Source organism: Micromonospora sp. NPDC047740, from assembly GCF_043204735.1.
Taxonomy (GTDB): domain Bacteria; phylum Actinomycetota; class Actinomycetes; order Mycobacteriales; family Micromonosporaceae; genus Micromonospora.
This window is the reverse complement of the sequence record NZ_JBIDCT010000022.1, coordinates 127,834-140,261: the sequence shown is the minus strand read 5'-3', so window position 1 is coordinate 140,261 and position 12,428 is coordinate 127,834. Positions and strand designations below refer to the sequence as shown.

Here is a 12,428-nt window from a genome sequence, read left to right as displayed (position 1 = left end):
CAAAGCCCGGCTCAGAGTGGCCCGAATCCATGCCCGTATCGCCGACCGGCGTCGGGACCACCTGCACAAGCTGACCACCCGACTCGTCCGTGAGAACCAAACGGTCGCGATCGAAGATCTCAGCGTGCGTAACATGCTCCGTAACCGCCGCCTGGCCCGCGTCATCTCCGACGCGGCCTGGGGTCAGTTCCGCAGCATGTTGGAGTACAAAGCCGACTGGTACGGGCGTGAGGTGATCCCCGTCGACCGGTGGCTGCCCACGTCCAAAACCTGCTCCGGGTGCGGGCGGATCAACACCACCCTCGCACTCAACGAGCGCATCTGGACGTGCCCGGGTTGCGGGGCCGAGCACGACCGGGACATCAACGCCGCGACAAACATCCTCGCCGCCGGGCTGGCGGAGAGGTAAAACGCCTGCGGAGCTGATGTAAGACCTCAAGGGAAAGTCCTCCCGGCAAGGCAGTCGGCGATGAAACAGGAAACCTCACGGGCGACCGTGAGAATCCCGGCCCATCAGGGCCGGGAGGATGTCAAACCTGCTCAGGCGCGCATGACGGTGGCGATCGGGATGCGGGCGGCGCGGATGGCGGGGACGAGGCCGCCGAGCAGTCCGGCGATCAGGCCGGCGATGACGCCTGCGGCCCCTGCCTGCCAGGGGAACACGAGGTCGCGTAGGAGCTGCTCCCGATCGCCGAACAGCGTGCTGATCGCGGTGAGTGCGAGCGCGGACAGTCCGATGGCGGCGGCTGCGGTGAGCAGGCCGGTCAACAGTGTCTCCGCGAGGACGATGCCGGCCAGCAGCGACCGTGAGGTGCCCACCGCGCGCCGCAGCGCGAATTCCTCGACCCGCTCTCCGACGGTCGCGAGCCCGACGTTGAGGATGCCGGCGACGCCGATGAGGAGGACCAGGCCGGCCATGCCGAGGAAGATCCAGCGGATGAGTGCCAGCTCCTTGGCGATGTCCTTGCGCGCCTGGATCGTTTCGAAGTGGATCTGCTCGGCGGGTATCCCGCTGGCCGTGAGGCGGATCCGCAGTAGCTGCTCCACGTCGGCTGCGGTGGGCGCGAGCATCACTTGCAGCCCGGGGCCGTAGTCGCCGCCGTTGCTCGCGCGGGGTACCCAGTTCTGTAGCTCATCGGCTCGGGTGTAGGCGGTGGGCTGCGGGTTGCCGTCGTCGATGACGCCGATGATGCGTGGCGTCGGGTTGGCGGTGGCCCCTTCCACGCGCATCTCGGCTGGTACCTGGTGGCGGGTGAAGCCCTTGGCTGCTTCGAGGTTGATGACGATCCGGGGGGACAGCGACGGGTCGGAGGAGAAGTCCAGCCACTGGCCGGATACCGGCCGGAAGGGCCGGAACTGGCGGATGTCGCCGGTGAGCGCGTTGAGGCTCAGCTCGATGGCTTTGCCGGGCACGGGAACGGCTGGGGCGTCGCCGGCCGCCTTCATCGGCTGGCAGTAGCCGCGGGGGTCGCAGTACATGTCGCCGCCACCGGGGCCCGCGTACTGTCCGCCGCCCGGCTGGTCGAACGGTGCCGCGCCGGGGTTGACCGGGCTGACGCCCGGCTCTCCGATGATCGCCTGGGTGGTGGAGACCGCGACCGCGTCCGTCCGCCCTTTCAGGGTGTCCTGGCTGATCTGGATGGTGTCGGCGTTGCCCGGCAGGTAGGTCTGCCGGGTGCCGTCCTTGCCCATGTGTAGTTCCAGGTCAGCCAGCCGGGCGCTTTTGGCGGTCTCGGCGCCGACCTGGACGACCACGACGGCCATCACTCCCAGGAACAGGCTGACCATCGACAGGAGGGTGCGGGTCTTGCGGGCCCGGATGCCCTGACCCCCGATGATCAGTGCCGAGCGGAACCGCCCGGAGAGCCGGATCACGCGGCCACCCCGCTGCGCTCAGCATCGGCCCGCACCGTTCCGACCTCCGCTGTGTGCCGTGCTAGCCCGCTCACTGAGGCACGCTCCTTGTGTCGGTAGCTGGGTGGAGTTTTCCGTCGCTGAGGCGCAGCACGCGTTGCATCTTGTTGGCGTGGTCCCAGTCGTGGGTGACCAGGATCAGGCCACAGCCCCGGTCGGTCGCCGAGCGCAGCACCTCGATCACCAGGTTGCCCGTCTCCGTGTCCAGCGCGCCGGTGGGCTCGTCGGCCAGCAGCAGACGCGGCTCCCGCACGAGCGCCCGGGCGATCGCCACCCGCTGTTGCTCACCGCCGGACAGGCGGGCCGGCCGGTGCTTGGCGAGATGGGCGATGCCGACCCGGTCGAGGGCCTCCAGGGTCCGGGCCCTGCGTTTGCGGCGCGGTAGCCAGCCCTGGCCGTTGACCAGGGCCATCGCCACGTTCTGCGCAGCGGTCAGGTGCTTGAGCAGGAAGAACCGCTGGAACACGAAGCCGAACTCGGCGCTGCGCAGAGCTGCCGCCTTCCGCTCCGGCAGCCGGGTGATGTCCCGGCCATCCAGCAGATACTGTCCACCGTCGGGCCGGTCGAAGAGGCCGATCAGGCTGAGCAGCGTGCTCTTGCCGGATCCCGACCGTCCGAGGATGGCCACGCTCTCACCACTGTCGACGGTCAGGTCGGTGCCATCGAGAATGACGCGCGGCGCCTTCTGACCCTTCAGCGTCTTCGTGATGCCGTGGAGCTGCAGCAACGCCGTCACTTTCCACCCATCGGAGCGGACGGGTCGCCCTCTACGCCTGGTTTGGCGGGTGGGAGGTTGGGGCCAGGGACGGCGACCGTCTCCTCGCCGGTGAGACCGGACTTGATCTGCACGACCTTGCCGTCGCTGAGCCCGAGCACGACATCCCTGGTCTCCCGGCTACCGTCCGGCTTGACCACGTCCACCTTGCCCCGGCCCTGCCCGCCGGCGACCGCTTCGACCGGGAGTACCAGCGCCTTGGTGGCCCTCGCGGTCACCACCTCGAGCGTGGCGCTGGCGCCGTTGATCAGCTTCACGTTGGCGGGTGCGGTGCACACCAGGCGCATTCCGGTCGGCTCCGACGGCTCGGTCCGCTCCTGCTGGCTTGGCGGCGACTGGACGACCGGCGGGGCGGACGGTTGGCCGGACGGCGCGGCGGACGGGGGTGCGGCCGGCGGGTCCGGGATGGTGCCGGCGGGCAGGGCCGCGATGGTGCCGAGCACCTTGCACGGGAACGGCCCGGGGCCGTTCTTGATCTGGGCCTGGACCGTCGCGAGTGCATCCGAGATCTGGTAGGCCTGCGCGCCGTCGATCTCGGCGACGAGCCCGTAGCCGACCTTCTTCGCCGAAACGATGGGCATTCCGGCCGTCACTTTGGAGCCGTCGTCCACCAGCCGGCCGGCGAACACCGCACCCGCCGGGACCTCGATGCGGTGCGCCTTGCCGGACGCCCAGACGCTCGCCACCCTCGTCGGCTTGGTCGGCGTACTCTGCGGCGGCGTGACATCGCGATACCGCACCTGCCCTGCGACTGGGGCCACGATCCCGAATACCGGGTTGATGGTCACCTTGCCGGACAGGCTCACCTTGTTGGCAAGGTCTTGGCGGGTGGGCTGCACGGTGGTCATGGTCGTGCCGCGGGGCGCGAGACCAGGCGTCTCCGCCTGCGCGCTCGGCTCGCTGCAGCCGGTAGCGGAGGCCACAAACATCGCAAGGACGCAGAGTGACAAGAGCCTTCGCACCGGTACCCCTAACTCGATCACTTCGGGCGAACATCTGACAAGACGCCTGGGCTCGGCGATCGGTTGCCCACAGAGCGGGGCGACCTCGACGACGGGTCGACCCGCCGAAGAGTACCGCCGGCCCTCCTGCTCCGCTGCCCGCCGCGCGTAGAGGCCGATATCTGCCAGATCCGCTTGAGCTGACTATTCCGAATCGGAGCTATTTTCATTCGCCCAAGCAGCGACCGCCGCTCACTCGCCTCAAACTCCCGCCCGGCCTCGCTCCGGACAGGCGGTTCGCCGGCGATTCGGCGACGGTTTCCCGACCACCGCGGCGCGACTGCGCCGGTGCCGCCAGTTGCTGAATCCCGGGCCGTACCGACGCGTGCCTCACCTCCCGCCGCCGGCCCGCTCCGCGGCATGGCCGGACGTGACGGATCGAGCCGGCATCGGCGAGGATGAGGCGGTGAGGGGGCTGTGACGGTGGAGATCGAGATTTCGGCACGGGAAGCCGAGGTGCTCGCCCTGCTGAACGAGCGGTGCAGCAACGCCGAGATCGGGCAGCGGCTGTTCATCTCCGTTCGCACCGTTGAAAGCCACGTCTCGTCATTGCTGCGCAAGTACGGCGTCGCCGACCGACACGACTTGTCGGCACTGACATCGACCGCCCCGCTGGCGACAACGAACCCGGCGGACGCCGTCGTCGCCGGACTCCCCGCACCGCGGACCACCTTCGTCGGTCGCCGACAGGAACGGGAGTCACTGTCCAGAACGCTACGCGACGCCCGGCTGGTCACACTGGTGGGTACCGGCGGGGTGGGAAAGACCCGACTCGCCGTCGAACTGGCGACCGATCTGGTGTCCCGGTTTCCTGCCGGCGGCGCCTTCGTCGACCTGGTGCCGGTGCGCGACGGCTCCGTGCCCCAGGCCGTCGCCGCCGCGCTCGGCCTCACCCCCACCCCGCGCCAGCCCTTGTCCGAGGCAATAAAGGACGAACTCGGCGCGCAACGGTCGCTGTTGGTGCTGGACAACTGCGAACACCTGTTGGACGCGGTGGCGGCCTTCGCCGAGCAGGTCCTCAACGGGTGCCCCGGCGTCACCGTGCTGGCCACCAGCCGGGAACGGTTGGGCGTGCCCGGGGAGCAGGTCGTGCAGGTGCTGCCGCTACCCGAGCCCGATGGACGGGCCCTCTTCGACGACCGCGCCCGGGCGGCCGGCGCCGACGTGCCCGGCGACCCGATGGTGGTCGGTGAGCTCTGCGCCCAGCTCGACAACGTACCGCTGGCGATCGAGCTTGCCGCTGCCCGCAGCGCCTCGCTGGGAGTGGACGGCTTGCTCGCGGCGTTCACCGATCCGCTGCGGGTGTTGACCGGCGCGCGACACGCCGATCAGCGGCACCGCTCGCTGCGGGCCGTCCTGGACTGGAGTTACGGCCTGCTGGACCCAGCCGAGCAGACGCTGTTGCGGCACCTCTCCGTGTTCGTGGGTGGGTTCGACCTGGCCGCCGCGGCCCGGGTGCCGCTGGTGGGCGATGTGGCCGGGACCGCCGACCTGCTCGGCCGACTGGTAGAGAAAAGCCTGGTGACCCGTGACCGGGATATGCGTCGCTGGCGGATGCTGGGTACCGTCCGGGCGTTCGCGCGGGAACAACTCGTCGCCGACCCGACCCGGGGTGAGGTGTACGACCGGTACCTCGAATGGGCAACATCGACGGCCACCGGACTCGTCGAGCGGTTGAACGGTGCGTGGCGCGAGGACTTCGACCTCGTCGCCGACGATTTGCGCGCAGCGCTGCTCGGGCCTCGCAGTGGCGTCGGCTCGGCCCCGCACCAACTGGCTCGGGCGCTCGGTCGCCTGACCTTCACCCGTCGCTTCCTGGCCGCGTCCCTGGACTGTTACCGGCAGGCGGCCGCACGGGCACCGAGCCCCACCGAGGCGGTGGCCGACCTGCGCAACGCCGCGGACTGCGCGCTGGTCGGCACCGCGACCGGACAGCAGGTGCTGGACCTGATGCTGACCTGCGCCGACCTTGCCGGGGCGGCCGGCGACGGCAACGCCCAGGCGCTTGCCCTGGCCCGGGTGGTCGAGATGGTCCACCGGTTCGACGGCCGCATCAGCAGCGACATGTCACGCGAACGGCTGACCGTCCTGCTGGAACGGGCCCGAGCCGCCGGCAACCCCGCCGATCCCGCGGTCGCCGCCGCCGTGGCGATCGCCGAGGCGTGGTACGCCGGGGGCCGCCGGTTCCACCCGGACCCGGATCTCGCCGCCGTCGCCGCTGCGGCCGCCCGCCGCTGTGGCGTGCCGGTGTTGGTCAGCGCAGGTCTGGACCTGCTGGGTACGGCTGCGGCGCAGGCCGGACGACCAGCCGAGGCGCGGCGGATCGGGGCGGAGCGGTTCGCGCTGCTGAGTGCGCTCGACCCCACCGACCCGCAGGCGGCACCGGAGATCGGTGACACCTTCCACGTCGCGGCCACCGTCGCATTCCAGGCCGGTGACCTGCCCGCCGCACTGAATGTCGCGCGACGGATGATCGATGACGACCTGCTCGGAGGCCGTACTCATGCCATCGGCACCCTCGTGCCGGCCCTGGCGCTCACCGGTGAACTCGACGAGTCGCTGGCGCAGGCGGAGGCCTTGTGGGAGGGATGGCAGCGGGTCGGCCGGCCACCGACGGGGGACGTGGCGGGTGCCATGGCGTTCGCCATGCTGGCGTGCGGGTTCCGAGGCGATCGCGACAGCATGTCGCGGTGGCGGAACCGGCTGGCGGCCAGCGCCTCCGCCGCCGGCATCGACCTGTCCGCACTCGCGTCGGCGGTGTACGCGGACTGTCGCACCGCCCTTCACCTCGGCGAGTTCGACGACGCGTCCCGGCTGGTCGAGCTGGCATTCAACACCTTTCCCGGCTACCGGTACGAGACGTACGCCCGCGCCGCCGCCGCGGAGCTGGCGGTCGCCGCCGGCTTGCCGGGCGCGACGCGGTGCCTCGCGGTCGCCGAGGAGGCGATCACCGACAACGCGTGGGCGACCGCCTGCCTGGCCCGGGCTCGGGGGCGATTGACTGGGGACGTCGAGGCGCTCACCGCGGGGCTGGCCGGGTTTCAGCAGGCCGGAGCCCGCATCGAGTACGCCTGCACGCTGGCGCTCCTGCCCGGCCGGGAAGCCGAGGGCCGAGCCGAGCTGAGGTCGCTGGGTCTCACGGCAATGAGGGGCTGACCGCCGTCCCCGTTCCGTGGTGCGTTCCGTGGTCGAATCCGTGTGGCCACGGATGTGCCGGCAAGCCGGACGGCGGAGGCTGATCACCGACGGTAACGCCCATTCCGGCGTTCGTGATCAGAGGAGTGGCCATGACGGGCACTGTGCAGCACCCAGGTGAAGTGGTTCACCGCATCTATCTCAAGGCCAGCCCCGAGGAGGTCTGGGCCGCGCTCACCCGCTCCGAGTTGACCAAGCGTTACGGGTACGGCGGCCGGATCGACATCGACCCGCGCCCCGGTGGCGCCTACCGCGGCTACGCGAGCGAGGCCATGGTCGGCAGCGGAGTCGACATGGTCATCATCGAAGGCGAGATCATCGAGGCCGAACCCGACCGGCGGCTCGCCCTGACCTGGCGGATGACCGCCGACCCCGCCATGGCGGCCGAAGGACCCACCCGACTCACGTACGACATCGGCCAGGACGAGCGCGGACTGACCACCCTAACCGTGACGCACGACCTCACCGGGGCTCCACACACCGCGGCACTGGTCACCGGCGCCACCCCAGGCACCGGGGGCGGCTGGTCCTTCGTGCTCAGCGACCTCAAGACGCTCTTAGAAACCGGCGCAGGCATCGCCGGTTGACCACACCGGGGTCGGCGTAGCCCACACGCCGGCCCGGCCAGCACCCATCCCCATCAGCAACGCCCGCAAAGGACACCCAGTGAGACATCCAAAGTTTCAACCGCTCGCAGCCGGCATCGCGGCAGCACTGTTCCTGACCGCGCCCGCCCAAGCGGCGACCGCCCAGGCGCTGACGGCGCAGACCGGCCACGCCGGTACACCCTCCTCCGCCGACTGGCGGGCGGCGTGGACTGCCGCCGCGCACCACCCGTTCGAAGGGTTCGGGACGCCGAACTGGTCAGTCAACGGCTTTGCAAACCAGTCGCTGCGGCAGGTGGTCCGGGTCAGCGCCGGCGGCTCGACCGTGCGGGTACGACTGTCCAACCGCTTCGGCGACCGACCGCTGAAGGTGACCGGCGCAACGATCGCGCTCGCCGCAGGCGGAGCGGCCGTACGACCGGGCAGCCTCCGCTCGTTGACCTTCGGCCGATCGAGGTCGGCGACCATTCCGCCCGGAGGCGAGCTCACCTCCGATCCCGCGCCGCTGCCGACGCGCGCGCTGGACTCCCTCGCGGTGACGCTGTACTTCGCCGGCCCCACCGGCCCAGCGACCGTCCACGAGAACGCGACGGCCACCACCTACCGAACGGCCGGCGACCGGCGGTTCGATCCCCGGGCCGGCGCCTTCGCCGAGACCAGCACATCCTGGTACTTCCTCGCCGGCATCGACACGGCCGGCCAGCCGGAACACGCCCACGGCGTGGTGGTGACGTTCGGCGACTCGATCACGGACGGGTACGGCACCACGGTCGACGCCGACAACCGGTACCCGGATGAGCTGGCCGAGCGGCTCGCCTCCGGTCGTCGCCCGGTAAGCGTCGTGAACTCCGGTATCAACGGCAACAAACTGCTCGCGGACTCGACCTGTTTCGGTGAGGCGGGCGTGTCCCGGTTCGGCCGGGACGCGCTGGACCAACCGGGAGTCCGCGCTGTGGTCGTTCTCGAAGGCATCAACGACATCGGTGGCGGCGGCTACCCCGACTTCGGCTGCGGTGCGTCCCCCGTGGTGACTGCCGAACAGATCATCGACGGGCATCGGCAGCTGATCCGGGCGGCGCACGCCCGCGGCGTGCGGATTATCGGAGCCACCATGCTGCCGATGAAGGACGCGTTCGGCTACGACACGCCCGCCAACGAGGCGGTCCGCGACGCCGTGAACACCTGGATCCGCAATGGCGGCGAGTACGACGCGGTGGCCGACCTGGACCGGGCGCTCGCCGACCCGGCTGATCGGGATGCGCTGCGGCCAACCTACGACTCCGGCGACCACCTGCACCCCAACGACGCCGGCGCCGCCGCGATCGCAGCGGTCATCACTCCTCTTCTCATCCACACCGCTGTTGAGCACCACGACATCCCCCCGCGGTCACCGTCGTGACACCAATATCAAGCGGGAGAGGCCGGTGAGGAACTGACCGTGGCTGTCGTGCCGATGCAGCCGGACGAGTTTCGATGCGTGCGCTGTTTCCTGGTGCACCATCGCAGTCAGCTCGCCGCGCGGTCCGAGGGCCGGGAGGTCTGCCGGGACTGCTCCTGACGTTCGCTGTCAGGTACCATTTCCCGCCACTCCGGGCGGCCACCCAGCCACGCGTCGGCGAGGATCTTTGCCGACGCCCGGCTCGGGCAGTGGTGTAGCTTCGACCGGCCTGCGATGCCGCCGGTTTGCGCCTCTACTTCCCATAGCTGGCCGTCGGTGCGGATGTAGACGTCGCGGCGCCCCCGCAGGCTCCGGTCGCCGTTCCACCAATGACGCTCGATTCTCACGTGCTGACCGTATAGCACCACCTGCGGAAAGACGAACGGTAGGGATCTTGAGAAGAGGTGGTCGGCGTGATCGATCAACCACGGATTGTGCGCGAGAGTCGTCCGCCGTAGGGTGGCCGTCGGTGACCTGCGGGACGGGTCATGCCGCCGCCGATCTTCGGGTAACCGGTTGTCTTCAGACCTGCCCGGGTGGCCAGCACCGTGGCGATGCCGGACAGGAGGAAGGCCCACGGATGACCTTCGGCGTCGCCGGACCAGGCGGGCCGGCCGGAGCGACGCCGTGGAGATCGGATGCGCATTGCAGCCGTCCGACGATTGTGACGCAGGCCCGGTGCCAAAGACGGCAAACAAACACCCGCCGTGACCTACGTTCCGCGGCCTCACTTCGAGCCGGCAACGACGGCCGACGACCGGTGCAGAGGGCATCCTCGGTAATCGTCCTCGGTGAACAGGCATCGGAGTTGCGAGGCTTCCCTTAGCTTTCGCTTGGTTTGCGAAATTTTGACCGGGTTGAGCCAAGTCGCTGTCACCGTTGGCGGGATCAAATCGATCGGCATCTTGACGGGTGGGGCGGGATGTGACGTAGTTGATCGAGCGGCTCGAATCGATGTCGGTCGGCCGGTTGATCCGTCCGCCGCGGTCCACGTCGGCTCGCTACGGTCTGTGACGTCTAGGAGGCTTGCCCGTGTCTATGTCTCGCCGCCAGTTCCTGTCCCGCTCGGCCGGCACCGGTCTTGCTGTGGCCGTGGTCGGTTCGGTCGACGCTCTGTTCACGGCGGCCCCCGCGCTGGGGGTGTCCGGCCCGGAGGTCGGGTACGGTCCGCTCGTGCCTGACCCGGGCGGCATGCTTGACCTGCCGGTGGGTTTCCGCTACAGGGTGCTGTCGCGCGAAGGCACCGTCCGGCCGGACGGTGGCATCGTGCCGAGCCGGTTCGACGGTATGGGTGCCTTCGCCGACGCGGCGCGCGGCGCTCGCCTGGTCCGTAACCATGAGTGCTCCCCGACGGCGAAGATCAAGGTCGTGGCTCCGCCGGAACGTACGTACGATCCGGCCGCCGGGGGTGGGACCAGCACGCTCGCCGTCGATGCGTCGAACCGCGCCGTCTCTGAGCACGTGAGCTTGGGCGGCACGGCCATCAACTGTTCCGGTGGCCGGACGCCGTGGCATACCTGGCTGACCTGTGAGGAGACCGAGGACAAGGCGGGTGCCCGCGGGTACACAAAGGACCATGGGTTCATCTTCGAGGTCGACCCGTACGACGATGCTCGCAACACCGATCCGACACCGCTGACCGCGATGGGTCGGTTCCAGCACGAGGCGGTCGCGGTCGACCCGCACACCGGCATCGTCTACGAGACCGAGGACGCGTTCGTGGCGCCGCTGGGCAGCTTCTACCGCTTCCTGCCGAACCGGCCGCTCGGCGGCCACGGGAGCCTGCGGGCAGGCGGCGTGCTGCAGGCTCTGCACGTCCCGGACCTGCCGGACCTGTCGGTGGTGACGACGGCGGGCACGTCCTTCTCCGGCATCGAGTGGCTCGACGTGCCGGACCCACTGGCGACGACGGAGTCGGTCCGTGCCCAGGACTACCGCAAGCCGATCACCGGTGGGTACAAGATCGAGGGCGCCTGGTGGGGGGAGAAGGACGACTGCGCCTACTTCGTCTCGTCGTTCGCCCGGCGTGAGCTGGGTTCGGCCCGCGACCACGACGGCCAGGTCTGGCGGTTCGACCCGCGAGCCAACACGTTGCGCCTGGAGACCATCTTCACCCGTCCGACGCCGGCACCGGAGAACCCGGAGTTCGACGCCCCGGACAACATCTGCATGTCGCCGTACGGGGGCCTGATGATGTGCGAGGACGGGGTCGGGGATCAGCACATCCTCGGTACGACCGCCGACGGCAAGGTGTTCGCCTTTGCACGCAACCGGGTCAACGTCGGCACCGCCGGGGACCCGGAGTACGGCGAGCTGGCCGGAGCGGCGTTCTCCGCCGACGGCCGGACCATGTTCTTTAACGTCTACAACCCGGGCATCACGTACGCCGTCACCGGCCCCTGGAACCGCCGCCAGGGCTGACCCCGCAGCCGCCCTGCGGTGCTCCCCGGTCCACATGTGATCGGGGAGCACCGCCACGCCTGGGTCTCGGGGCGTGTGGGTGCCAGAGAGTGACCGCGCGGGTCGTTCTCAAACCTTGAGGCGGCCAAGGGATTGAGGCGCCAACACGGCCGCAGTCGAAACCAGAAGCTCTATCTCTGCGCCCGGGGCACGGTGGCCGGCCTGCAATCACCGGGCTGACCAGCTCCTGCGATAGCTACTTCGACCTGAAGACCCCGGTTGAGGGCGCCGGCTTGTGCGATCATCGGTGGCGCTCTGCAACTGGTCGCGCCGGTTGCCTGGTCGGGCGCCGCGCTTCGGGCGTCCGACCAGGCCCTCCGTCGGTTACAGGTATGGGCGGGTGATCAGCTCGATCGCGTGACCGGCGGGATCCTTGAAGTAGACCCCTCGACCGCCGTGCTCGTTGTTGATCTCACCGGGACGTCGCATTTGCGGATCGGCCCAGTGCGCGATGCCGCGATCACACAGCCGCCGATACGCCCGGTCGAACAGATCGTCGTCGATCAGAAACGCGTAATGCTGCATCTGGATCTCCACCGGCGGCTCGGCGAACTGAAGCAGCACCCCATCGTTGAGCTGGATGTTGGTGAACGGACCCCAGGACGGTGCTTCCGGAAGTTCCAACAGCTCCCGGAAGAACCGAGCCGACCCGTTGCGATCCTTGGCGGCGATGATGGTGTGGTTGAACCTGACTGTCATTTGGCTGACCTCGCTGTTGCTCGACACGAAGAACGGGCTCGCGGTGCGCGAGCGCTGGGAGGTCCGCGTGCCGAACTGGGGTGCCTTCTCCGCACCCACCGTGCGATCAGCCCTCCACCGGGTGGCCAATCCGTGTGTGGCGTAGCGCCGGTCCGGTGTTCACGTCGGACGACGCTACTTGATCTCGCTGGCTGCGACAACAGCGCAGCGACCGGCTGTCGGGGGGCTCGTCACGCAGCTCCGGCCGGGTATGGGCGAACTCGTCGACGCACATAAGCCGCCCGGTCGGCGGGGTGTCGTACAACGCCAGGATCCGGTGCATCTCCGCCAAGAAGTCCGGG

General features: G+C 69.6%; 10 protein-coding genes and 1 pseudogene. 6 read left to right on the top strand and 5 right to left on the bottom strand.

Annotated elements, in window-relative coordinates; translation table 11 throughout:
- On the top strand, positions 1 to 409 hold a 409-nt coding region (locus ACGF4F_RS31710; RefSeq protein WP_393083198.1), incomplete at its 5' end, for an RNA-guided endonuclease TnpB family protein.
- Between the two features lie 131 nt (positions 410 to 540).
- Here the strand turns inward: ACGF4F_RS31710 and ACGF4F_RS31705 are convergent.
- The 3 genes from ACGF4F_RS31705 to ACGF4F_RS31695 form a co-directional block, all read right to left on the bottom strand.
- Entirely contained in the window at positions 541 to 1,875 is a 1,335-nt protein-coding gene (locus tag ACGF4F_RS31705) for an FtsX-like permease family protein (RefSeq protein WP_357447333.1), read from the bottom strand.
- A gap of 70 nt (positions 1,876 to 1,945) precedes the next feature.
- Positions 1,946 to 2,650 (bottom strand): ABC transporter ATP-binding protein, encoded by a 705-nt coding sequence (locus ACGF4F_RS31700; protein WP_357447331.1) that lies wholly within the window; start codon positions 2,648 to 2,650, stop codon positions 1,946 to 1,948.
- Positions 2,647 to 3,537, bottom strand: a complete 891-nt coding sequence (locus tag ACGF4F_RS31695) for an efflux RND transporter periplasmic adaptor subunit (protein WP_393083194.1) — start codon at positions 3,535 to 3,537, stop codon at positions 2,647 to 2,649. Before ACGF4F_RS31695 ends, ACGF4F_RS31700 begins: the two co-directional genes overlap by 4 nt.
- A 576-nt stretch (positions 3,538 to 4,113) precedes the next feature.
- Here ACGF4F_RS31695 and ACGF4F_RS31690 point away from each other — a divergent pair.
- From ACGF4F_RS31690 to ACGF4F_RS31675, 4 genes and pseudogenes are all read left to right on the top strand, one after another.
- Positions 4,114 to 6,846, top strand: coding sequence for an ATP-binding protein (locus tag ACGF4F_RS31690; protein WP_393083191.1), 2,733 nt, complete (start codon positions 4,114 to 4,116; stop codon positions 6,844 to 6,846).
- A 131-nt stretch (positions 6,847 to 6,977) separates the two neighbouring features.
- Positions 6,978 to 7,472, top strand: a complete 495-nt coding sequence (locus ACGF4F_RS31685) for an SRPBCC domain-containing protein (RefSeq protein ID WP_393083188.1) — start codon at positions 6,978 to 6,980, stop codon at positions 7,470 to 7,472.
- Between the two features lie 79 nt (positions 7,473 to 7,551).
- On the top strand, positions 7,552 to 8,889 hold the full coding sequence (locus ACGF4F_RS31680; protein WP_393083186.1) for an SGNH/GDSL hydrolase family protein: 1,338 nt from the start codon (positions 7,552 to 7,554) through the stop codon (positions 8,887 to 8,889).
- Between the two features lie 21 nt (positions 8,890 to 8,910).
- Positions 8,911 to 9,048: pseudogene (locus ACGF4F_RS31675) on the top strand (DUF4193 family protein); the annotation flags it as partial.
- On the opposite strand, the gene ACGF4F_RS31670 reads toward ACGF4F_RS31675, so the two are convergent.
- Complete coding sequence (locus ACGF4F_RS31670) at positions 8,997 to 9,353, bottom strand: hypothetical protein (protein WP_357447318.1); 357 nt, start codon at positions 9,351 to 9,353, stop codon at positions 8,997 to 8,999. The pseudogene ACGF4F_RS31675 and the gene ACGF4F_RS31670 sit on opposite strands and share 52 nt — an antisense overlap.
- Positions 9,354 to 9,966: 613 nt before the next feature.
- Here ACGF4F_RS31670 and ACGF4F_RS31665 point away from each other — a divergent pair.
- Positions 9,967 to 11,349 carry an alkaline phosphatase PhoX gene (locus tag ACGF4F_RS31665; protein ID WP_393083204.1) on the top strand — a complete coding sequence of 461 codons (1,383 nt, stop codon included), beginning with the start codon at positions 9,967 to 9,969 and terminating at the stop codon, positions 11,347 to 11,349.
- 363 nt (positions 11,350 to 11,712) lie between these two features.
- Here the strand turns inward: ACGF4F_RS31665 and ACGF4F_RS31660 are convergent, their stop codons facing one another.
- Positions 11,713 to 12,186, bottom strand: a complete 474-nt coding sequence (locus ACGF4F_RS31660) for a VOC family protein (RefSeq protein WP_357447315.1) — start codon at positions 12,184 to 12,186, stop codon at positions 11,713 to 11,715.
- Positions 12,187 to 12,428: the final 242 nt, after the last annotated feature.

Excerpts from the sequence above, each read along its gene's own strand:
- ACGF4F_RS31695 (WP_393083194.1), bottom strand. The coding sequence starts at position 3,537 with ATGACCACCGTGCAGCCCACCCGCCAAGACCTTGCCAACAAGGTGAGC.
- ACGF4F_RS31685 (WP_393083188.1), top strand. The coding sequence starts at position 6,978 with ATGACGGGCACTGTGCAGCACCCAGGTGAAGTGGTTCACCGCATCTAT.
- ACGF4F_RS31665 (WP_393083204.1), top strand. The coding sequence starts at position 9,967 with ATGTCTCGCCGCCAGTTCCTGTCCCGCTCGGCCGGCACCGGTCTTGCT.